19 protein-coding genes are annotated in these 21,385 nt (G+C 45.4%); 10 read left to right on the forward strand and 9 right to left on the reverse strand.

What is annotated here, in order from left to right; genetic code table 11:
• Positions 1-179: 179 nt before the first annotated feature.
• From L2744_RS02820 to L2744_RS02835, 4 genes are all read right to left on the reverse strand, one after another.
• On the reverse strand, positions 180-557 hold the full coding sequence (locus tag L2744_RS02820) for a DP-EP family protein (protein WP_248990625.1): 378 nt from the start codon (positions 555-557) through the stop codon (positions 180-182).
• A gap of 21 nt (positions 558-578) precedes the next feature.
• A complete protein-coding gene (locus L2744_RS02825) occupies positions 579-3,827 on the reverse strand; it encodes an nSTAND1 domain-containing NTPase (RefSeq protein WP_248990626.1) in 3,249 nt (1,082 codons plus the stop codon).
• A 409-nt stretch (positions 3,828-4,236) separates the two neighbouring features.
• Entirely contained in the window at positions 4,237-5,565 is a 1,329-nt protein-coding gene (locus tag L2744_RS02830) for a DUF4785 domain-containing protein (protein WP_248990627.1), read from the reverse strand.
• A gap of 11 nt (positions 5,566-5,576) precedes the next feature.
• Positions 5,577-6,434 carry a lipase family protein gene (locus tag L2744_RS02835; protein WP_025007478.1) on the reverse strand — a complete coding sequence of 286 codons (858 nt, stop codon included), beginning with the start codon at positions 6,432-6,434 and terminating at the stop codon, positions 5,577-5,579.
• Positions 6,435-6,940: 506 nt separating this feature from the next.
• On the opposite strand from L2744_RS02835, the gene L2744_RS02840 reads away from it, so the two are divergent.
• The 9 genes from L2744_RS02840 to L2744_RS02880 all read left to right on the forward strand — a co-directional run bounded on the left by L2744_RS02840 (position 6,941) and on the right by L2744_RS02880 (position 16,653).
• Complete coding sequence (locus L2744_RS02840) at positions 6,941-7,288, forward strand: hypothetical protein (RefSeq protein ID WP_248990654.1); 348 nt, start codon at positions 6,941-6,943, stop codon at positions 7,286-7,288.
• A gap of 147 nt (positions 7,289-7,435) precedes the next feature.
• Positions 7,436-8,134 (forward strand): TetR/AcrR family transcriptional regulator, encoded by a 699-nt coding sequence (locus L2744_RS02845; RefSeq protein ID WP_248990628.1) that lies wholly within the window; start codon positions 7,436-7,438, stop codon positions 8,132-8,134.
• Complete coding sequence (locus tag L2744_RS02850) at positions 8,134-9,129, forward strand: HlyD family secretion protein (protein ID WP_248990629.1); 996 nt, start codon at positions 8,134-8,136, stop codon at positions 9,127-9,129. The genes L2744_RS02845 and L2744_RS02850 overlap by 1 nt, the downstream gene beginning before the upstream one ends.
• Positions 9,126-10,079 (forward strand): ABC transporter ATP-binding protein, encoded by a 954-nt coding sequence (locus L2744_RS02855; RefSeq protein ID WP_248990630.1) that lies wholly within the window; start codon positions 9,126-9,128, stop codon positions 10,077-10,079. Before L2744_RS02850 ends, L2744_RS02855 begins: the two co-directional genes overlap by 4 nt.
• Positions 10,069-11,193 (forward strand): ABC transporter permease, encoded by a 1,125-nt coding sequence (locus L2744_RS02860; protein ID WP_248990631.1) that lies wholly within the window; start codon positions 10,069-10,071, stop codon positions 11,191-11,193. The genes L2744_RS02855 and L2744_RS02860 overlap by 11 nt, the downstream gene beginning before the upstream one ends.
• Before the next feature lie 264 nt (positions 11,194-11,457).
• On the forward strand, positions 11,458-12,747 hold the full coding sequence (locus L2744_RS02865) for an acetyl-CoA hydrolase/transferase family protein (protein ID WP_248990632.1): 1,290 nt from the start codon (positions 11,458-11,460) through the stop codon (positions 12,745-12,747).
• Positions 12,748-13,043: 296 nt separating this feature from the next.
• Positions 13,044-13,517: an NTF2 fold immunity protein gene (locus tag L2744_RS02870; protein WP_248990633.1), complete on the forward strand. Its 474-nt coding sequence runs from the start codon at positions 13,044-13,046 to the stop codon at positions 13,515-13,517.
• A gap of 64 nt (positions 13,518-13,581) precedes the next feature.
• Positions 13,582-14,112 carry a DUF4303 domain-containing protein gene (locus L2744_RS02875; protein ID WP_248990634.1) on the forward strand — a complete coding sequence of 177 codons (531 nt, stop codon included), beginning with the start codon at positions 13,582-13,584 and terminating at the stop codon, positions 14,110-14,112.
• A 636-nt stretch (positions 14,113-14,748) separates the two neighbouring features.
• Complete coding sequence (locus tag L2744_RS02880; protein ID WP_248990635.1) at positions 14,749-16,653, forward strand: methyl-accepting chemotaxis protein; 1,905 nt, start codon at positions 14,749-14,751, stop codon at positions 16,651-16,653.
• 121 nt (positions 16,654-16,774) lie between these two features.
• On the opposite strand, the gene L2744_RS02885 is transcribed toward L2744_RS02880, so the two are convergent.
• The 3 genes from L2744_RS02885 to L2744_RS02895 form a co-directional block, all read right to left on the reverse strand.
• The gene (locus tag L2744_RS02885; protein WP_248990636.1) at positions 16,775-17,263 is read right to left on the reverse strand and encodes a hypothetical protein; all 489 of its coding nucleotides are present in this window, start codon (positions 17,261-17,263) and stop codon (positions 16,775-16,777) included.
• A gap of 72 nt (positions 17,264-17,335) precedes the next feature.
• Entirely contained in the window at positions 17,336-17,890 is a 555-nt protein-coding gene (locus tag L2744_RS02890) for a DUF1415 domain-containing protein (protein WP_248990637.1), read from the reverse strand.
• Between the two features lie 26 nt (positions 17,891-17,916).
• Complete coding sequence (locus tag L2744_RS02895; protein WP_248990638.1) at positions 17,917-18,510, reverse strand: LysE family translocator; 594 nt, start codon at positions 18,508-18,510, stop codon at positions 17,917-17,919.
• A gap of 339 nt (positions 18,511-18,849) precedes the next feature.
• On the opposite strand from L2744_RS02895, the gene L2744_RS02900 reads away from it, so the two are divergent.
• The gene (locus L2744_RS02900) at positions 18,850-19,464 is read left to right on the forward strand and encodes a DUF4136 domain-containing protein (RefSeq protein ID WP_248990639.1); all 615 of its coding nucleotides are present in this window, start codon (positions 18,850-18,852) and stop codon (positions 19,462-19,464) included.
• Positions 19,465-19,647: 183 nt separating this feature from the next.
• Here the strand turns inward: L2744_RS02900 and L2744_RS02905 are convergent, their stop codons facing one another.
• Together L2744_RS02905 and L2744_RS02910 are read right to left on the reverse strand one after the other, a co-directional pair.
• Positions 19,648-20,469 carry a DUF2797 domain-containing protein gene (locus L2744_RS02905; protein WP_248990640.1) on the reverse strand — a complete coding sequence of 274 codons (822 nt, stop codon included), beginning with the start codon at positions 20,467-20,469 and terminating at the stop codon, positions 19,648-19,650.
• 250 nt (positions 20,470-20,719) lie between these two features.
• Positions 20,720-21,220: a glycine cleavage system transcriptional repressor gene (locus tag L2744_RS02910; RefSeq protein WP_248990641.1), complete on the reverse strand. Its 501-nt coding sequence runs from the start codon at positions 21,218-21,220 to the stop codon at positions 20,720-20,722.
• Between the last annotated feature and the right edge of the window lie 165 nt (positions 21,221-21,385).

The raw sequence follows: 21,385 nt of genomic DNA on the forward strand, positions 1-21,385 counted from the left end.
TAGTAGAAGAGGGGACAAAGCACAAAAAGATATGGCTGTTCCCGCTTTTTGTTAAAGAAAATGCCCAACCCGATTAAAGGCTGAGCATTTTGATTTAGATTTAATTGAGTTATTCGGTTCAGAAGATATGGCTACACCGAAAAACTCATATAGTAAGTCTGTTAGGAATAATTGCTAATTTACTCTTGGCCTCGATTGATAATTTGTGGGTCTGGACTTAAGAGCATCAGAGTATTAATTGTATTTGTGAGTACAAACTGGAACTTAGTGGTTCCCGGTGTTCTATCTAAATCGACCAGTTGAATAAGCTTGCCATCACTGCTAATAGTAACAGCATCAATAACTCCATCGAAAGGGGTGATAAAACCAAGACCAGTAAATTTAAGCCCTTTATCTGTCTGGTCATTAAGTAGGTAAGTCACAGTGCCTGCCTGAGTGACTGTGACATCACCTTGGCATTCTGTACCGCTGGCATCCGTATAAATAAATACGGGTTCACCATTTTCTAGGGTCACATTAACTTTAATAAATTGAGCTAGGCCTTGTGGTATTGACATTTTTAATTTCCTTGTTGTTGGTTAAAGTTTTATATCTGTAAAGTTTGATTTTTCTAATAATTTTTTAATTTCATCATTTTTTGATAACTCTCCTAGGCAATCAAGGGATTGTGCGTAAGGAACTATATATTTTGGTGACTTATTTTTCTTTATAATAGGGTGTAGTAGTGACTTTGATTTTTTGCATAATATGATAGCTGCATTTTTATCTTCGGTAAATCTCAGTGCGCGAGCCTCTATTAATTGACTTTTTGATAGGTTTGAAATGTAGTGTAAATTTTTTTTGAATTTATTTGATAGTTTTTCATATGCACTTGTTGCCAATTTTGCATATGTAATGCTTTCCTTAAATTTTCCTTGTAATTGTAAATTTTGAGCTGATGTTAGTTGGTACGCTGCATTAATTTCATCTATTTTTGATGATGACATTAGCTCTGTGTCAGAACTCATCACTTTATTTAATGTGTGAATATTATTGTCATTTAAATTGTTTTTTGAAAGAGAAAGTATGATGAAATAAAAATAATATTTTTGTGTTTTCCAAATATCATTTTTTGGATCTTGCTCAAGTGCATTCGATATAGCTGAAAGCCCAAGTCTAGCTTGGTTTAGAGCGTCTTCTTTAAGGTTTTGATAACTATATAACTCAGCAAGAATTTGATAACTACCAGCTAATCTATCGAGTATGTAAGGCTCTCTAATATAGCTTCCTTTTTCTAGTTCCTGCTGAAGCTGGATATGTATTCTTATTGCAGAAAGTCCATCACCTTGCGAGCTTGCCGCACTTGCTAACCAAGATCGGGTATCGGCCACATCCGCAATCAATTGACTATCCTCTGGTACTTTTGCCAAAGCGAGCAATTTAAGCCTTAATGATTCTTCAAAATCCTGCCGCGCTTGATCAAACTCCTGCTGTTTCATCGATACTGAGCCCAGAGTGTTATGGGCGTATGACAGCTCCATTAATGCATCTTTATCCTCTGGTGCTAGGGCGTACATGGTTTGGCTGTATTTTAAATATTGTTCGTAAAAAGGACGTGATGCCGCCCAATCGCTAACATCATATTTAAGTTGTCCGAGCCAAAATGCATTGGCGCCTAGGGTTTTCAGTAGGGCTAGGTTGTTTGGTTGCAAATTCAATAGCGGCAGCATTTTCTCCTGCGCGGCGAGCAGGGCGCTGCGGGCCTCATCGATTTTATTACGCGAATAGGCCACTTCGCCCATGGCCTCTAGGGTTTGACCATGTTGAAAACGGGCATCAAAACTTAAATGTGCATCATCATCTTGATGGGAAAAATCGCTGAAATAGGCCAGCGCCTTGTTACTGATGCCATCGAGTAAATCCATCCGGCCGATGCCGCGCATTTTATCGGCGAAGTCACCGACCATAAAGCCAAGTAAATCCTCGGCGGCGAGACGCTTTTGCTGTGCCAGTTTTTCGGCTTCTATACTACGTACGCTCATCACCCCCGAGATAAGTGTGAGTACGCATAATAGGGCAACTGTGATGCGCCTTGTCCAGCGCAATCGATTGGCACGTTTAGTTGAAGCGGTAATAAAGGTGGTTTCACTCTCTTCTAAATCAAATAACGGATTCTGACTGAGGCTTTGGGCTTCTTTTAACGGTTTGCCATCGGCGAGCAGATAAGCGCTGTGCTTGGCTTCACTGAGCCAGCGTTTAGATAAATGTTGTAGGCGACTCTTAATGCTTAAGCTGTCGTTATGCTCGCTAATCCAAGCGGTTGCCCGCGGCCAACGGCGCAAAAGTGCTTCGTGGGCGATGCTAAAACAGGGCTCACCATTTTGCAGATGCGACACGAATAAGCGGCTATCGACCATGGCTTGTACTAGGGCGGTTTCTGCTGTGCTTTGCAGCTGCGACCAGCGGGCGGTGCGGCTAGTAATGGACTTTTCATCTTCGCGCAGGGTGACTAATAGGGATAAAATCCGCGGCAGGCTGGCTTTTTCGGCATCACTTAAGTGTGAAATCGCCTGCTCGGCATTTTTGCCAATCGCCCCTTCAATACCGCCAAGTGCATGATAAACCGAGACTAACAACTTATCGTCGGCGCTGCGCTGCAGATACAGCGCCTGCAAGGTGTATTGCAACATCGGTAGCGCATCTGGGTTACTGGCGGCATCGCTGCAGAGCATTTCATCGAGCGGCATGGCGGTTTCGCTGTCAACTTCCCAGCTTAAGTTGGCGGCCACCGCAGGCAGGCGGATCATTTGCAAGAGTTCAGTGCGCGTCGGCGGCGCTAGGTCAAAATGGGCGCCCCGGGCTTTACCTGCCATTAGGCTTGGGTAATTGACTAATAAAGGATAAAAATCGTTGCGACAGGCACTGAGAATTAACACTGCATTTGAGGTGGCAAGATGCTCTAACAGTTCAATAAAAGTCGTGCGCTCGCTAACACTAAATAACGGTGATGAGAGCAACACTTCTAATCTGTCGATAAATAAGGCGAAACGCGGTGTTGCATAGGGCTGATTTTTAAGTGCTTGTTTGCACTGCGCGATAATATCTTGGATATCTTCAGTAAGCTTGATTGCCAACGTATCGGCGCTCATCCCCTCGAAGACTGGGGTGTCGTTGACTTCCCAATCGAGCATGGCACTGGCAAGATCGGTGAGCAGTTGCCCTTTGGCGACATCGGCAAAATCTAGGCTGCTAAAGGAGGGGACGCCGACCCCATTAAAGCCATTTGCCTTCATTAAATTTGGCAATACCCCCGCATTAATTAAGGAAGATTTACCGCTGCCACTGGGGCCTAAAATCAGACAGAAGGCACGGCCAAAATGGATTTGCTGGCTAATGCGGTTAAGTAAGGTGGTGATTTGTTCGCTACGGCCAAAAAACACCTCGGCATAGTTGGCGCTATAGGCTTGTAGCCCGGGAAAAGGTGAGCCGCCTTGCCAAGTTTGTGGGCTGGCGGTGGCTTCGTGTCCCACGGGAAAACGCACTTCGGCTAAGGTGCGATAACCACGTTTGCGAATGGTTTCAATATAAGTGGACTCGGTGGCACTATCGCCTAATGCGCGGCGTAGCTGGTTGATAATCTTGTGTAGTGGATTATCACCCGTATCTATCCCTTGCCAGCAATGACTGACAATCTCATCACTGCTCACGACTTCGTTTGCCCGTTGACACAGAAATAGCAGCACATCCATGGCCTTAGGCTCAAGTTGTTTGACTTGTTTGCCGAGGAGCAGACTGTTGGCGCTGGGATTAACTTGCCATTCACCAAAGAAAAATGTGCTGTCACTCATAGGGGGTTCCATTTATTGAGTATTGACCATGGCACTGCAAAAGCTTGCTCTGTGAGTCACTCTTATTGTTATAGATATTGTTACAGCTATTGTTACAAAGAACCGTGTTTTGTCATTCAAAGGTCTGACGTCAAGACCTTGACATTATGCCGATGTTAATTGGTATTTAAAAGGAATAACCCTTGATAATCAATGTAAACTTTATCAAGGTAAGGTGTGGGAAATAGTCTGGAGCTTGTCATTTTTATGTCAACAGTTTGTGCCTTGCTCCGCATGTTAAATAAAATGATGGGCTTTAGGTATGGATTGCAAAATATTAACAATAGAAAAGTGCCCGCGATTGGGCACCTTGCATTAGGTTGAACTTAAGAATGATAATCCTTATTTATCAAAATATTAAGCTAATATGTTAGCGCGTTAAGGTTAGCGCCTTGGCTTGATAGCTTAACCTTGCCATTTGACCTTGATCTTGCAGTTCTAGCTCATTGAGTTCAAAAGGCGGCAGCAAACCCGAGGCTTGGATAAGCTTAGGATCAAGCGTCAGCTTTAACTTTGCCGCGTCGGGCGTGAGCCAACTGGCGGCTTGGGTACGAAGGATCGCTACTTTCTTACCTTCGGCATTGGTGCCCGTTAACGTGCCACTTAAGCCAAAACGTCCTGCCTCGGCCACGGTCAACTCAAAGTTGATTTGGTTTGGTAGCCCTTTATCCCATATTGTGAGCACTTCGGGTTTGATGCTTGCCGAGTTGACATAGGGTTTAAAGGCGGTTTTGACGGTGCGTAATACTGGACGGCCATCGATTTCGGTTTGAACTGTCAGTTCGATTTCACTGAAACCCGCATTACTGCTGGCGAGGCTGATACCCGCTGGCATTACGGCTTGCCACGAATCATCTTGTTTTACCATCGCAAGGTTTTGTATGTTGCCATCGGCCTGTTTTAGTTTTGCTTGGGGGACAAAGCTATTATCACTTTGAGTTAACGTGAGTTTGAGCGCGACTGTCTGCGCATCAGCGGCAATGGCGGTGGGTGCTTTGATACTCAATTGATAGGGCGAGCCTTTTTCCTTCACATTGACTAAGTAACTGGCGCTAGGCGTTAAAGGTTGGCTTACCTGTAAGCGATACTCACCCGGTGTAGCCTTAGCCGACATTTGCAGTGCGCTGGAGTCATCACTTAACCCTGCGCTAGCAAGAGCCTCGGCATTGACCATTGATTTAACTAACGACTCGTTACTATCGATAGTGGTAGCGGCTGCTTTTCCTTGAGCCGCTTTTACCTCAGGTGCAATGCGCTGAATTTGTACACGTTCTGGGGCTATGGCTTCGGCATGCATCAGCGCACCTGAGCTAATATCGCCCCGAGGCGCAATTCGCACTAAGCTGGCAGCTTGGCTCATCGTGAGTGTTACGCCTGCATTGAGTTCGGCACCCGTCACATTGATCCAATATTCATCACTTTGGCTTGCTTGTTCAAGCAAAGGTTGGCTCGCTTGATACTCACCATAAAGCGGCGTGATAAAACTGACGTACTCAGTGTTAGTGTTGATAGCTGGAAGGGTTGGGCTAGCGATATTGGTATCAATGATATCGGTGTCGCTCGGTGCGGCTAACGTTAATCCTTTAGCATACATCGGGCTGGCATTGCTTTCGGGTTCGGGCGTTGTGGCATCATCCTGGCAGGCGGCGAGTAGTCCGCTTAGCACCAAGATACTGGCAATTTTGCTGAGTGTGTGCATCTTAGTGCTCCTTAGATATGGTTGCGGATCAGCGTGTCTAAGTTGAAGCACGCACGGCGGCTCTGCTGATGGCTTAACGGTTCTTGACCACGGGTTTTTTGTTTATCGGTAAACCACACTGTGCCTGCCGCTTTTTGCGAACTGCAATTTAAGAAACCGTCGGAGCAGCTATCGAGCCAGTTTTGGGTGGTTTCCAGCGCGACTTGGTTTTGATAACCCCCGCAGTAACTGTCGCTGTCCCAAATCGCTGAGTCTACGTCTGAGCCCACCACCACTTCAAAGGGTTTGCTAAGGGAAGGGCGACCCGCAGTGCCATAGAGCCAAGTGTTGTTGTAGTTCGCCATCCAGCTCACTTGTTGCTGTTTTACTGCATTGCTGCCGTAACCGAGTAACCAACCTAAGCTGGTTTCGAACACATTACCTTGGTTAACGGCATCGGCTAGTGGTGTTCCGCCGCTGGAAGGTGCAAGGGCGATAACCTTTGAGGTGGCATTGATCACCGCTGGATAACGGCTATCCCACGTTGGATTAGATAAAATCCAGCGCACTACGTTGCCGCCATTGGAGTGGGTGATAAGTATTAAATCGTCGATATTTTTGGTTTGGATAAAGCTGTTGAGTTGAGTCGCTAGACAGCCTGCGGCGCTTTCTTCCCACATATATTGGTCAAAGTCGCAGTTGATCACAGTGTAATTGTTTGGCACTGGGATACCTTGGCGCACCGAATTAACAAATTCTGGCGTCCAGTAATCGGCTAGGGCATTGGTCTGGTGACCCGTGCCGTGGATAAAGGCGACGCCAGTGGCGGCTAGAGTTGCTGGGCTGACGGCTAACAGACCCAAGAGCATGAGGGCTTTTCCGATCTTCATGGGCATATCTCGTGTTGTTGGTCTTGTTGACTTGGTGAGAGTGACTGCGTATCTCGTTTAAGGTTATTAACCTAGTAGCAACATTTAGCGCTGGCAAGTAAATAATCACCATATAATTGAACAGGATGGGAGTTGTTATAGGTATTCTTGTTTTAATGCCAGTAGAAAGAGTGATAACGCCATGATAAGCAATAGCTAATAAACCGTATTAAGTCTTGCCCTGTTTTAAATAACTACTCGCATATGGAAAAGAATTTTCTATGACATGGGTATTCTAAATTAATAGGTTTATCGTTCTGTAACTGCAGGTTTTTGTGACAAATCCTTTGCATCCTCCTTTTTACACTGGGATCTTGATATCCCGCTAGTGCATTTAAGGACTAAACCGATTAGGCTCTTAGGAATAACCAAAGTGGCTAAGACGAGTGTTAGTTCGCGCAGTCAAAACAAGGCCATGTTTATGGGTACGACAATGGAGAATTCGCTTGGCTATAGAACACAATGAGATGGTGAGCACTTTAAATGGATTGCAATGCCGCACTAATTTCACCATTAAAAATATTACCGAATATATGCTGCCTGAGACGAAAGAGGCTTTCTATTTACACCTCGACGGCAAATCGCCGAATCTGATTATTCGCCCCGCATTTGAGGTGTTTTCGGGTGAACTCGCTACTATTGCTGGGGTTCATGCCAAATACGATTACTTTCATAATGGGGAGATGACGCGTTTTCCTAAGCGTTTGCATAGGAGCCTGACCGAAACCCACTACGGTCTTGCCTTTAACTTTGATACGGTTGAAGCGGTGCAACAATTCATTGCTCGCTTAAGTGCCATTGTAAAAGGGGCTTAGGCTTCTATATTAAAGAATCGCAGGTTTTTGCCTTGATACTTCAGCATTAAATTCCTCAATATCAATGAAAATGAGGAATTTAACTGCTGCCTTTTCACGCGGCTTTTCAGTATATTCATCAGTAGATGAATTTTGCTGGAGCTTGCCATGTCGCTCACCCCCGGTCGCCCTAAGGGGCTAGTCCCCTTTACTGTCCAACCCGCATCACCGCCGTTCATTCCCGGTCGGCCGAAGGGGAACTCAGACGCTCGCCAACGCTTAATTATCGCGGCCTTAAGTCTCTTTAGTCACCGCAGTTATCCAACGGTTTCTACCCGTGAGATTGCTCGTGAAGCTGAGGTCGATGCTGCGCTTATTCGTTATTATTTTGGCTCAAAAGCCGGATTGTTCGAACAGATGGTGCGGGAAACCCTTGCGCCAGTATTAGCGCGTTTACGTGAATTATCTGCAGCCCAAGCCCCTAATAATATGGGGGAACTGATGCAGACATACTATCGCGTTATGGCGCCTAATCCCGGGCTGCCACGGTTAATTATGCGGGTGTTGCAGGAGGGCGATGGCACTGAGCCCTACCACATTATGTTGTCCGTGTTCGATCAAATTTTATCCCTTTCTCGGCAATGGCTCGAAACCACATTAGTGGATGCGGGGCTATTGAGGGAGGGCATAGATCCTGATTTAGCGCGCCTAAGTTTTGTGAGTCTTATGGTTTTTCCGCTCATTGCGCCACCGGTGTTGATGCGACAGCTTGGTTTTAGTGCCGATGCCGAGGGTTTACAACGGTTAGCACTGCACAATATGCAGGTTTTTACTCAGGGTTTACTGTGTGAACCGAGGAATGTGTGATGAGTGCCAATCTTAGCTTTATTATGCGTGTGGGAATGAGTTGTTTACTCTTGCTATTGGTGGCTTGTACTGAAGAATCCCCAAGGGTGCTGGGCACAGTTGAGCGGGACAGGCTAACGCTCACCGCTCCCGTCGGTGAGTTGATTACTCAAATAAGTGTGGTTGAAGGTCAAAGGGTTAAAGCTGGTGAAGTGTTAATTCAGCTCGATGTAACCTCAGCTAATGCGCGCCTAGCCCTGCGCCAAGCTGAGCTTGATCAGGCAAAAGCTAAGCTTTCCGAGGCTGTCACTGGTGCGCGTTTAGAGGATATTGATAGGGCTAAAGCCGTACTCGATGGGGCGAATGCCAGTGTGCAAGAGGCTCAGCGAGCCTTTGAGCGAACAAATCGTTTATTTGCCACAAAAGTGCTTAGCCAAGCGGATTTAGATACGGCCCGAGCGGCGCGGGATACCAGTCTAGCGAAACAGGCTGAGGCGCAGCAGAGTCTACGTTTGTTAGAAAATGGCACTCGTAGTGAGCAACTCGCGCAGGCCAAAGCAGCGGTTGCAGCGGCCAGTGCCAGTGTCGCAGTTGAGCAAAAAGCTTTAGCAGACTTGAGTTTAGTGGCGGCGCGTGATGCCATTGTCGATACTTTGCCTTGGCGCGAGGGCGACCGTATCGCCGCAGGCACTCAGTTGATTGGTTTACTGGCGAGGGATAATCCCTATGTGCGGGTATATTTGCCTTCGACTTGGTTAGACAGAGTGAAGGCGGGCGATAGCGTGAATATCCTGGTGGATGGTCGTGAGGCACCGATTGCGGGTACAGTGCGCAATATTCGCAGTCAACCCGCTTATACGCCGTTTTATGCGCTCAATGAACGCGATCGTGCAAGGTTGATGTATCTAACGGATATCACAATTTCCGCCGCGGGTCAGGATCTGCCCACTGGCATGGCATTAGAAGTCGAACTCGATGTATTGCAAGAAGTGCAGCAAAAAGTGGAAACGCCATGAGCCAAACCGATTTTGCTATCCAGACCCAAGGCATGACCCGCGCCTTTGGTGGTATTAATGCGGTAGAAAACCTTGATTTAGCCATTCCCAAGGGGACGATTTACGGATTTCTCGGCCCCAATGGCTGTGGAAAATCCACCTCGATCCGCATGTTGACTGGGCTACTGAGCCCAACGTCCGGGAATATTCGTGTCTTGGGGGAAATCTTACCCGGCGCCGAGGAAAAATTACGTCGCCGCATTGGCTATATGACGCAGAAATTCTCCCTATACGATAATCTTTCAGTGCGGGAAAACCTTGAGTTTGTCGCGCAAATTTATGGACTTACCCGTCGTCAGTCCCAGCAGCGCTTAGCGGAGTTATTGACGCTTTACGATTTAGTCGGCCGCGAGAAACAAATGGCGGGCTCCATGAGTGGCGGTCAGAGGCAGAGATTAGCCCTAGCGGCCGCGACTTTACATCACCCAGAATTACTGTTCCTCGATGAACCCACCTCGGCTGTTGATCCTGAAAATCGCCGCGAGTTTTGGGAGCGGTTGTTCGATCTCTGCGCCCAAGGCACCACGATACTGGTGTCGACTCACTATATGGATGAGGCCGAGCGTTGCCACGGTTTAGCGATTTTGGAGCGGGGGATAAAGCGCGCCGATGGTTCACCGCAGCAACTGATGGCGGCCATGGGCGCACGGGTAATCGAAGTTTCGGGTGATGATTTACGCACATTAAAACAATCGCTTATTAGTGAGTCTGCCGTGTTGTCGGCGGCGCAAATTGGTAGTCGTTTACGGGTATTAGTGCGAAGCGATATAGCCGATCCGTTAGCTTGGCTTAAACCAAGAATCGCAAATAGAGCGATGGAAGAAGTGCGTGCCAGCTTAGAGGATGTGTTTGTGACTTGCACGGGTGAACGCTTGGCCGCTCACGCCAAGGAGGCTAGCCATGTGGCGTAGAATTTTTGCAATTGTGGTTAAAGAGCTGCGGCAATTGTCTCGGGATCGCATGACCTTTGGCATGATAGTGATGATCCCCTTGGTGCAACTGATGCTGTTTGGTTATGCCATCAATACCGATGCGCGCCACTTGCCTGCGGGGCTGGTGAATTTAAGTGATTCGGCCTACAGCCGCACACTGATACAGGCGGTTGAAGCAACGCAAGTGGTGGATTTTAAGCAGCGTTATCTAAGCGCGGCCGAGGCCGAGGCGGCGATCACTCGCGGTGACGTTAAAGCTGTACTGTATTTACCCGCCGATTTCGATGCGCGTTTAGTGCGCCATCCTAGCTTTGCTGGCCAGCAATACTATTTAACCCAACCCGTCGGTCAATGGCTGGTGGATGGCTCGGATACCGTAGTCGCCTCAACCATTCGCAGCTTAAGGCAAATGCCGCTGGATGAAATCGCAGGTATGGCGCTAAAAACCGCTACGCCGAGTTTTGAAGTGGTGCAATATTTCAACCCTGAACAGCGCTCTGTGGTCAACATAGTGCCCGGTTTACTCGGGGTGATTTTGACTATGACCATGGTGATGTTCACCTCCGCCGCCATAGTGCGCGAGCGTGAGCAGGGCAATATGGAGTTTTTGATCACTACACCGGTTAGGCCACTGGAGTTGATGCTCGGTAAAATCGTGCCCTATGTGTTGGTGGGTTTTGTGCAAGTGACGATTATTTTGAGTGCTGGGCATCTGCTATTTGACGTACCTATTCGCGGTGGGCTCGATTCAATTGCCCTTGCCGCCATGTTGTTTATTTGTGCCAGTTTGACCTTAGGTTTAGTGATCTCAACGATGGCGAAAACCCAACTGCAGTCGATGCAGATGACGGTATTTGTGTTGTTACCTTCTATTTTGCTATCTGGCTTTATGTTTCCCTACGAGGCCATGCCCGTTGCGGCGCAGTGGATTGCCGAAGCCTTACCCGCAACGCACTTTATGCGTATGTCTCGGGCGATAGTGCTGCGGGATGCGCAAGTGATGGATCTGCAATTCGATGCCCTGTGGATGATAGGTTTTACCTGTATTGGGTTGCTTATTGCGAGTTTGCGATTCTCGAAACGTTTGGACTAGATCGTGCAATTGTTAGAGTTTTGATATAGCGCAAATTATCGATAAACAGTCCTGTTAAGCCCTTGAAAGAGATGTTACTTAATTAAGATTTACCTTACACTGCGACGCAATATGTGTTCCTCATTTATTTAACACCGCCGCAGTTAGTCTTCTCGATAAACAGGCTTTTCGCGTTTTAACTGGATTTATGCGCGTCTAGGTTTGATATCGGGTGGGTGAGCTAGGATTGGGAACCGCCATTATGCTTAGCGAAGGAAATTCATTATGCCTCCCATTATTTGTCATAGCGCGCTCGATGCGGTTTCATTAATTCAAAGCGGCGAATACCTGTGGACCCATTCCATGGGTGCAACGCCAAGAATTTTATTAGATGCGTTGGCGCAGCATGCACTGACTAAAGATAATCTCACATTATTACAATTACATACCGAAGGTGCTGAGTCCTTAAGCCATCCGAGTTTAAAGGGACATTTACGCCATCGCTGCTTTTTCGGCGGCGTGCCGACGCGGGCATTATTACAAAGTGGCGATGCGGATTATGTGCCGATTTTCCTCTCTGAAGTGCCTAAATTATTTCGCACCGGTGAACAAAAAATTGATACCGCTCTTATCCAAGTATCGCCGCCTGATAAGCATGGCATGTGCTCCTTAGGTATTTCGGTTGAAGCCACTGTCGCGGCTTGCCAAGCGGCGGGCAAGATTATCGCCCATATTAATCCACAAATGCCGCGCACCCACGGCGATGGTTTTATTCATATTGACCGTTTTGCCGCTGTGTATGAGCAAAGTGCGGCTTTACCTATTCATTCCTTTGCGACTGGCGATGCGGTGAGTTTAGCAATTGGTAAAAACGTGGCGAAATTGGTGCAAGATGGCGCTTGCTTGCAGATGGGGATAGGTGCGATCCCCGATGCCGTATTGTCTTGCTTAACCGAGCATAAAAATTTAGGCGTTCATACTGAGCTGTTTTCTGACGGTATTTTGCAGTTGGTTGAAAAGGGCGTGATCAACAACAGCAAGAAGCATTTTTATCCGGGTAAATTGGTCACAGGTTTTGCCCTCGGTAGCCAGAAATTATATGACTATGTTGACGATAATCCTGAGGTCATTTTTATGGATATCCAGCAAGTGAATGACACTGCGATTATCCGTAAAAACCCCAATGTGATGGCGATTAACTCGGCGCTGCAGGTGGATCTTTCGGGCCAAGTATGTGCCGACTCTATCGGCACTAAAATCTATTCTGGTGTGGGTGGGCAGATGGATTTTATCCGTGGTGCGGGGTTATCCGAAGGCGGCCGCTCTGTGATTGCGCTGCCAAGCACTGCTGCGGGGGGAACGCTTTCTCGAATCGCCAGCGTGTTATCACCCGGTGCAGGTGTTGTCACGACAAGAGCCCATGTGCATTACATTGTAACCGAATACGGCGCGGCCAATTTACGTGGCCGTTCACTGCGCGAGCGGGCGCAGGATCTGATTGCCATCGCTCACCCCGATTTTAGGGAGCAACTGAGCAAAGAAGCCTTCGATGTGTGGGGATTAAGGGTTCTTTAAGCAGTTGTTTTAATCAGGCTCGTTTTCTGTTGTAAATCGAATGCCGTTACTTGCGTGACACGCCGTGAAGCCAGCCGTGACGGCGCGTTGATGACATCCATGTCATCAAAGGTCATGTCAGCCTCTACATTCGATTTTAGTCATAAGTGTTCTTGGTTTTTTTATTATATTTTAATGAGTTTAAAGGGATTTTACAAAGTTTAGATTGGCATTGATGCTGGGGGTTAACACTTGAAAGATTTGGGTATCCTCACTTTTTGGGAATGATGTAGTTGTAAAGGGATAGGATGGTTTAAATGGATGATCTTGAATTAAAAGAATATTTAACACAGCGTATTTTGTCTTTCTGCGATCGCTGGAATGTCATAGAAAATAATATTCGCACTCAACATGATGCAGAGGAAGATACGCTAAAACGCGAGTTTCCAGAGCAGGAGTATCACTACGCCAAAAGGACAGATTGGTTTGCTATTCTGAGCGAAAGAATATCCCCATTGTTTGATGAGTTCTGCACCGAAAAGCGTAGGGTGTACGGCGGAAAAGTTAGAAAATCATTTGGTTATCCTTCCAAGTTTAACGGTTGCGGCGAACCGCTTGAAGTGCATGTCGAACTTAAGATCAAGAGTCGAGCCGAAATCTACATTAAAACCAACACTTCCTTCGATGATGAATACCTGTTTGTTGCGTTAAAAAAATCAGGTGATTGGTTAATCGACAGCTATAAAAAACGTCGTTATGGCAATGAAAAATGGGATCTGCAAATTCTGTAGTTAACTTATTGAGCTTAATTTAACCGCTTCTGATCAGCCTAATATTCTTTGGTGAAAAAGAGATATGCAATTAAACAAAGCGTTAATAGCAAGCGTAAAACAAGATGTGGTTGCCTTTGCGGTATCAGAGGTGGAGAAATTTTTGGAAGAGCATCCAGATAAAATCTTTTATGCCTTTGCGTTTGACTGTAATGCTGAATACGCCGAAGTGAATCTCTGTTTTAATACCGAAAATGACTTTCAACGCAGATTATTGGAATATCAATCTGGCTCGTGGGCAGACTCCTATCAAACCGATGAAGAAATCCGCGATCTAAAATTCAATACGGGCGACTGGGAATATCAGTGCTTTAGTACCATTTATGCCGTTGCGGAGGACGTGCTTAACGAAATCCAGAATGCGCTCCCCGATGACGATTACACTGCATGGGAAAAGCTGGTGCAGGAAATTGTGGCGCTATTTTCAGCGTGTTTGATCTTGTTTAAGCAAACTGAGACTTATAAGCGCATCCCAAAGACGGCTGATTTTATCGCCTTTAGTATCGACCATGATCAAGATGTGTCGGATATTTTAGTATCATCAGCCTTATCATAGCACTCTAACTTATTGTTTTAATTTGGCTCTGTGTCTATTGTAAATCGAATATAGTTACTTGCGTAACAGGCATTATCCTCTCCTTAATGACCGTCCATCCGTGGCGGTTCTACGATGAAATATCATCAAAGCTCATGTCAGCCTCTACATTTGGTTTTCTCATAAATTTGAAATTTATTATTATTTTTCAATTGTTTAAATAATTATTGAAGAGTTTTAGATTGGCTCTAGTTTTAGGTGTTAAACACTTGAACGATTTGAGCGTTCTTACACTTTCATTTTTAGTTGTCATTTCCGTAATGCTTTTGAGCGGGAATTCAGCTTCTGGGTATCAGAAGTTTGGCAATTCAGGGAATTTAACAATGGGTGGCTCGTTAAAACTTTGCTCGTTAAAACTTTTTCAGATTTTCTCCCAAATTTAACAATGGATGTATTAGAGGGATTACTCTTTTTGTATTTGAAGATGTGTGTCCCCACTATTTTCATTTATTTGAACAATCTATTACTAATTTAAATGTTATACATATAATGTATTTTATGATTTGGTTAACTAGGTCAATAAACGGCCATGAGGAAGTTATTACAATTACGGTTGGATTTGCTTATTAATTTTTGAATTTGATATGGGGTATTTAAATGGAAGGTTTTCGCCGCTTGCTTGGAAATATTAGCGTAACCAATAAGTTAAGGCTTGGCTTTGGGATTTTATTATTGCTGATCTTCATTGTGGCAGCAGCTGGATATAAGGGACTTACCTCAATCGATATTAGCAGCAGTAGATTAGAGTTTATTGCCAATGTAGATAAAGCATTGCTTGCTGCTAAAACTGCTCGATTAGAATTTATTGCTAGCGGTGATTTAAAGAAATTAGATCAACTCCAGATCCTCATTGAAGACACGAAAAGTGGCTTGCAGGGACAACTGTCAGAATCTAGCGATATTAAAGATAGGGAGTATCTCCAGCAATCCATGGTTGCTATGGATAGATATCATCAATCAATTAATCAGTTTAGTGACGTGTTTAAGCATAAGCAGGAATTGAAAGTAACAGGTGCTCAAGTCGGTGCCAAATTGGTGGCCACCTATGCGGAGTTAGTCGATAGAATGACAAATACTGCACAAGCCACACAAAATACTGAATTATTGAAAGATGCTTTAAGCGTTAGTCAGCAAATGACCATGCTACGCTATTACATAAGAGGCTATGTCTATGACTCTAGTGATATCAATTTAAAAACCGCTAAAGATGCTATCACCAAACTATTACAGACTATTACCACACTAAAAGGCGAAGATACTGCACAAGCTATTCAGATACTTAATCGTTACGACCATGATATAGATGCATTGGTCGATGTTAATCGTGATCTGGAGAACTTAGCACTGTCAATGGGAGAAGCTGCGCAAACATTAATTGTTAATATTCGTGAATTGGTTGATATTCAAAAACATAAGCGAGATGAAGCTGATGCCCAAGCTAAATCTGTGGTAATAGTCACGTTAATTGTTGCATTGGTTGTAGGCCCTTTACTTGCTTGGTTAATTAGTGGTCAAATTGTTGGACCACTTAAACAAACCCTTATCACTGCAAGAAAAATTGCTGCGGGTGATCTGAGCAGCACTATCCACTCAGAACGTAAGGATGAGATGGGGGAGTTGTTGCGTACAATGGGGGAAATGAACAGTACCCTTAAAGAGGTATTAACCCAAATTGGCGATAGCGTTGTGAAGTTGGCTTCATCTGCTGAGGTGCTTTCAGCGGTAACAGAACAAAATAGTGCGGGTATGCAAAATCAGCGCAGTGAAACTGACCAAGTTGCTACCGCGATTAATGAGATGGCCGCGACAGTGCAGGAGGTTTCTGCCAGTGCTGAAAATGTTGCTCTAGCGGCCAAAGAAGCTGATCACACCACTGCTACAGGTAATAAAAAAGTTATCGAAGCGGTAGGCCAGATCGAACTTTTAGCAAAGGAAATCGCCACAACGGCCAACGCGATGGAACGATTACAATCAGAAAGTGACAGTATTGGTACCGTCCTTGATGTGATTAAATCGGTTGCAGAGCAGACCAATCTGCTAGCTTTGAATGCAGCAATTGAAGCTGCAAGAGCAGGTGAAGCTGGAAGAGGATTTGCGGTGGTGGCCGATGAGGTTCGAAGTCTTGCGAGTCGTACGCAATCCTCTACCAAAGAGATTGAAAATATGATTGTTAATTTGCAAAAGGGGACTTTGGAATCAGTACAAATGATGACAAAAAGCCGTACTTTGAGCGATGGTGCAGTGTCATTATCCCGAGAGGCGGAGGAAATGTTAGTGGATATTGCCGATGCCGTTAATCGTATTCAGGATATGACACATCAAATTGCTGCCGCATCGGAAGAGCAAAGTGCCGTGGCAGAAGATATTAACAAGAGTATTGTTAAAGTTAGGGATATCGCCGAACAAACCGCTGACGGCGCTGCAGAAACGGCTCGTTCAGCCGAAGATCTTGCTAGCCTTGGTATCACACTAAAAGGATTACTAAGGCGTTTTAAGTTATAGGTTTGACGGATCTTATTCGCGAGCATTATCGACCATGATAAAGATATTGTCGGTATGCCTGCGGGTAAGTTGTGCTTAACATTTTGATTTGTAATGTTTTACTTGTTATAGCCTACTTGTGTTAGTAGGCCCTGATTTCCAATTGCTCGATTATCTGGTTGCCTTGCTCAAGCCCTACATGGTTAACAATCATCGTTTTAATCAGCTCAACATAGGTTGGCTGGATATTGAAGTTATCATCGAAAAGGGCTTCATCCGCTTCAGTGATAAGGGCCGCAATCTCATTAAAACAGCGTGACATTTGTGCTAAATCGGTAAAAAGAAGACAGGGCTCCCAACGACCTGCTCCATGGTGGGCGAACAGAATATGCTTCTCTCTTAAGTGGAAAATTAAGGGGTCGCCATGTGAACTCGCAAGCACTAACCAATTGTCATCCCAAGCAGGTTCCCGCGCTCGGGTGATACCGTGCCAGCGATAACCCATTTGAAAATCGATTCGGTCTTCAAATCTTGGAAATTCGAATAGGGCAAAACCGATATCGAGTTGGCGTGAGTCAGGAATCGCCGTGCTTAAAAACGGTTTTAATGCTGGTGGGATTATTAAGTCCATCGCGGTTACATTCCTTTGTCATTGAAGCGTACAACTGATTTTTACGCAGTAAATGTGTTGCCCAAAGTACTATTAAGCTGATTTCCCCATGCATTCTGCTAGCAATTTGACGAAAAAATCGCTGCCTTTGCGCTCGCAAAAAGCGATGTTGCGCTCTGGGATGGTTTCGGGATCTGTGTAGCTCGCTAAGGCCAACTCCATGCTGGCTTCGCGGATGATGTGCAAGGTTGGGTAGGGCGCGCGGTTGGTGAAGTTGGCTGGGGCGTCCTGTGGTTCGCCATCGAAACAATAGTCAGGGTGGAAGGTTGCCAGTTGGTAGGTGCCTTCGTACTCATTTTCGATAAGCGCATCGGTTGCCATATCGACGAAGTCGAGATAAGCGTAGAAACCCTCAAAACCTCGGGGGAGAATAAACAGCGTAGTTTCGGCTTCGGGATGCGCATCGAGGTATTGGCATTCTTCAATTAGTGCCTTGAGCACGAGTTTGACTTTAGTTTGCTCCACCACATGATAGCGAATACTGCCGCGCTCGACTTCTCGTCTGGCGAAGGGGCAAATATTGTATTTCATGATCACTTTTTTGACCCAGTTGTCGGTTTGTTGAGTGATCATGTCGATTTCGTTCATAGCGGTGGTTGGCTCGTGCTTAAAAATTAGGGGGCGATCATAGGGATGATAGACGCCACAAGCAAGACTGCCATGGTGATATTAAAGATCTTCTGTTGGCGCTCATTTTTCAAAATCCGCTTCAGGGCAACCCCAAACCCTAGCCAGACAATGGCACAGGGAAAAGCGACACATAAAAACACCGTCGCAATAGTGATCACCTGTGGGGTTAAATCCTGCTGCACTGAGGTAAAAGTTGCAATCGCGCCCACGGCCATAATCCAGCCCTTAGGATTCACCCATTGAAAGGCCGCTGCTTGAATAAAACTAAAGGGTTTAGCAACGGTTTTACCTTCCATCTTGCTACTGCTGTTGGCAATCAACCAAGACAGATATAAAAGGTAACCTATGCCGATGATTTTAATCACTTGGTGGATAATAGGATAGGCTTGAAATACCGCGCTTAACCCTAAGCCAATGGCGAGGATCATGGTCGGGAAACCTAGGCTTATGCCCATAAGATGCGGAATACTGCGCTTAACGCCGAAGTTTACCCCTGAGGTCATTAACATAATGTTGTTTGGCCCTGGGGTGATCCCCGATGAGAAGGCAAACAGCGCGATAGCGAGTATTAACTCCATAGCTTAACTTTATACCTTTAATTTTCGTTATTATGCCGCTGCAATTGACCGTTTTCCGTGCGTCTGTTTTTAGCCATTTTGCAGCGCTTATTGTGGTTTGATGTTTGACTGCGGGGCAGGCGAGGCATTTTAGCGGTTAAATATGGCTGCGCCTATACGATTTCTAAAGTAAAAATAATAACAAAATGTTTTTGCGGATTAAGTCGTATCATAAAAACAGCAAAAATGGTTAACGCCACAGATATATCGGATTATGCTGCTTTAACAGTGTGATACATATCAATTTTTGGTCTTGGAAATAGCAACTATCCTTAAGTATTAAAAATGAGGGAATAGAATATGAAAAATCCTTTACTAAACAAACTAGGCTGTCAATTAGCACTGGTTTTTATCTGTGTCTTGAGTCTTACCGCTTGTATCACTGTGAATGATAATGCAGCTCAGCCGATGAGAACCACAGTGGTGATGTCTGGCGATCTCAGTCAATTACCGCCTTCGGCAATGACCTACACTTGGCATCCTCAATTACAAAAAATCATAGTAGATAAAAGATTAAATCAACAAGATGCACTCTTGCATATGCACACTGTCTTAAAGCAAACCCTGCAAACTAAGGGGTATCGCTGGGTTGAAGATCCACAACTGGCAGATTTTCAAGTGGGGTTTGGCGTCGCCATGGGGACAGAAATGACCGATGAACAAATACTCGCTTCCGTAGGATTAGTGGCAGGGTTATCTTCCCATGGTGTGAATACTAAAAAATACGATAAAGGCTCAATCCTTCTCGTATTTTTTAAACCAACAGGTGTTGCGGAGCAGCCCGCTGAAATGGTGTGGCGCGTACTCGCCCAGGGGTTTGCCAATATAAAAGATATGGATGAACTGACACAGCGTTTCGACGGGTTAATTGAGGAGATGCTGTTAACTTTACCAGCCACTCAAGCGGTGCAATAAGTTAAGTACATAGGGTAGTTGAAAGGGCAGTTGAAAAGGGTAGTTGAAAAGGGCAAGGCGATAACACTTGCCCCTTTCATTTACTGTTTTTTTAATTCAATCGCGATTAGCTTTTAGCCTTGAGTGGAAGAATTTCCTTTTACGTCACCTGTTCTGTTTTTTTAATTCAATTGCGATTAGCTTTTAGCCTAAGTCGACGCTGACTTCGTAGGCGCTAAACTTACGAATGTTAATCACGCCTGTATCGAACATCAGATACTGTCCTTTTATCCCCTGTAAAATCCCACTCACTATGACTTCTTTATCAAAGTTATGGGAGGCAATTTTCTTAGGGAAAGTGTTTATTGGATAATGAATTGGCTGAATGGTTTCATGCAGACGCTCGATGCGGTAATCGCCTTTTTGCATGCCAATTTCATGCAACTTAGCCTCAATTTGCGGGATCAATTCCGCCGCCTTAGCATTTAAATCGATATCGTCGGCATGGCCTTTTAACATGGCTTGCCAATGGGTTTTATCGTTGACGAGTTTAGCGAGTTCGACTTCAACTAAACCTGAAAGCTGCCTTGTCGAGACCTTAAAAATTGGCAAACCTTGGGTGGCACCTTGGTCAATCCAGCGAGTCGGCAGTTGCGTGTGGCGGGTAATGCCCACTTTGACGCCCGAGGTATTCGACAGGTAAACATAATGGGGCACAAAACAGTGGCTTTGCGCCCACTCGGGTTCGCGGCAAGTGCCTTGGTCGTAATGGCAGATTTCGGGCTTCATGATGCACATATCGCAACTAGCAAGTTTTTGCATACACACAAAGCAATGGCCTTGCGAATAACTCTTTTTGGTCTTTTTACCGCAGTTGCAACAATAAATATTGCCCGTGTGAGTCAAAGTTAATTGCTTACCTATCAATGGATTGAGCGGTAGTAACTCATCACCTACGACTAGCTGGTATTGCACTTGCTGCGCGTCATCTAACTGCGCACGCATCTTTTTTAGCGTTCCTAACATGGGTATTCCTATTTTTTGTGTGCATCTTAGCGCCCATCAAGCATCTAGTGCACACTTTAATCTTTAACGTCATTGCGTGACTGGCAGTATACAAGATTATCCAAACCAGTTTAGATAGGAATTTTTGATTAAGAGAGTCGATTGAGGGGCTGATTGGGGGAGCCAATTGAATGAGTGCCACTGTATCCAACACCAAATATTGCCGCTAGCTTTGCTTGGCGGCATTTTGTATTTTGGATAAACAGCAGCGTTAGCGGCTCAATCGGTCAAGTACTAGATCGTCCCCTAAGGCATAGAGGGATTGCACTAGTTGATCTTCTTGGGCGAGTTCGGTCAAGCCTAGACTGATGGTGGCGCGAAATAAGGCAATGCCTGTGTGGCCTGCGGTTTCATACTGGCTGCTAAATTGTTCGATATTGATCCCAAGCGCATTGATTTTGTTTGATATATCGAGTACCAATCCCGGTCTGTCGTAGGCGACAAGACTGTAGCTTAAGCGTTTGATGGGTTTTAGCGAAACCGACGTTTTAGCATAGGTGAGGGTGAGTCCATCGATGCATTCTAGGGCTTCTACTAATTCGTCCATGCGCATTGAGGGGATCTCGAGTAACAAAATGGCGGCAAAGATACCGTCAATATGGCGTAGTTCCGAGTCAAGCCAGTTACCACCATGCCGGCTTACAGCATGGGCAATTTGCTCTACTAATCCTTTTCTATCAGGTGCTTGTAGTGTGATTAAGTAACGTAGCATAGTGATTGACTCCTATTTTTTATAAAAGGCACCTGTTTTAAAATGGGGTGTAACACAACTGTCATATTCGCGTCATATAATCCAACGAACTTAGAATAAAGGATGTTGTTATTGCTCAGTTTACGTTCAAACAGTGTAAGCATAGCACTCGGCAAATCCTAGCGA

It is taken from the genome of Shewanella profunda (genome assembly GCF_023283765.1).
In the GTDB taxonomy this organism is placed as follows: domain Bacteria; phylum Pseudomonadota; class Gammaproteobacteria; order Enterobacterales; family Shewanellaceae; genus Shewanella; species Shewanella profunda.

Excerpts from the sequence above, each read along its gene's own strand:
- L2744_RS02820 (WP_248990625.1), bottom strand. The coding sequence starts at position 557 with ATGTCAATACCACAAGGCCTAGCTCAATTTATTAAAGTTAATGTGACC.
- L2744_RS02825 (WP_248990626.1), bottom strand. The coding sequence starts at position 3,827 with ATGAGTGACAGCACATTTTTCTTTGGTGAATGGCAAGTTAATCCCAGC.
- L2744_RS02830 (WP_248990627.1), bottom strand. The coding sequence starts at position 5,565 with ATGCACACACTCAGCAAAATTGCCAGTATCTTGGTGCTAAGCGGACTA.
- L2744_RS02835 (WP_025007478.1), bottom strand. The coding sequence starts at position 6,434 with ATGAAGATCGGAAAAGCCCTCATGCTCTTGGGTCTGTTAGCCGTCAGC.
- L2744_RS02840 (WP_248990654.1), top strand. The coding sequence starts at position 6,941 with ATGGTGAGCACTTTAAATGGATTGCAATGCCGCACTAATTTCACCATT.
- L2744_RS02845 (WP_248990628.1), top strand. The coding sequence starts at position 7,436 with ATGTCGCTCACCCCCGGTCGCCCTAAGGGGCTAGTCCCCTTTACTGTC.
- L2744_RS02850 (WP_248990629.1), top strand. The coding sequence starts at position 8,134 with ATGAGTGCCAATCTTAGCTTTATTATGCGTGTGGGAATGAGTTGTTTA.
- L2744_RS02855 (WP_248990630.1), top strand. The coding sequence starts at position 9,126 with ATGAGCCAAACCGATTTTGCTATCCAGACCCAAGGCATGACCCGCGCC.
- L2744_RS02860 (WP_248990631.1), top strand. The coding sequence starts at position 10,069 with ATGTGGCGTAGAATTTTTGCAATTGTGGTTAAAGAGCTGCGGCAATTG.
- L2744_RS02865 (WP_248990632.1), top strand. The coding sequence starts at position 11,458 with ATGCCTCCCATTATTTGTCATAGCGCGCTCGATGCGGTTTCATTAATT.
- L2744_RS02870 (WP_248990633.1), top strand. The coding sequence starts at position 13,044 with ATGGATGATCTTGAATTAAAAGAATATTTAACACAGCGTATTTTGTCT.
- L2744_RS02875 (WP_248990634.1), top strand. The coding sequence starts at position 13,582 with ATGCAATTAAACAAAGCGTTAATAGCAAGCGTAAAACAAGATGTGGTT.
- L2744_RS02880 (WP_248990635.1), top strand. The coding sequence starts at position 14,749 with ATGGAAGGTTTTCGCCGCTTGCTTGGAAATATTAGCGTAACCAATAAG.
- L2744_RS02885 (WP_248990636.1), bottom strand. The coding sequence starts at position 17,263 with ATGGACTTAATAATCCCACCAGCATTAAAACCGTTTTTAAGCACGGCG.
- L2744_RS02890 (WP_248990637.1), bottom strand. The coding sequence starts at position 17,890 with ATGAACGAAATCGACATGATCACTCAACAAACCGACAACTGGGTCAAA.
- L2744_RS02895 (WP_248990638.1), bottom strand. The coding sequence starts at position 18,510 with ATGGAGTTAATACTCGCTATCGCGCTGTTTGCCTTCTCATCGGGGATC.
- L2744_RS02900 (WP_248990639.1), top strand. The coding sequence starts at position 18,850 with ATGAAAAATCCTTTACTAAACAAACTAGGCTGTCAATTAGCACTGGTT.
- L2744_RS02905 (WP_248990640.1), bottom strand. The coding sequence starts at position 20,469 with ATGTTAGGAACGCTAAAAAAGATGCGTGCGCAGTTAGATGACGCGCAG.
- L2744_RS02910 (WP_248990641.1), bottom strand. The coding sequence starts at position 21,220 with ATGCTACGTTACTTAATCACACTACAAGCACCTGATAGAAAAGGATTA.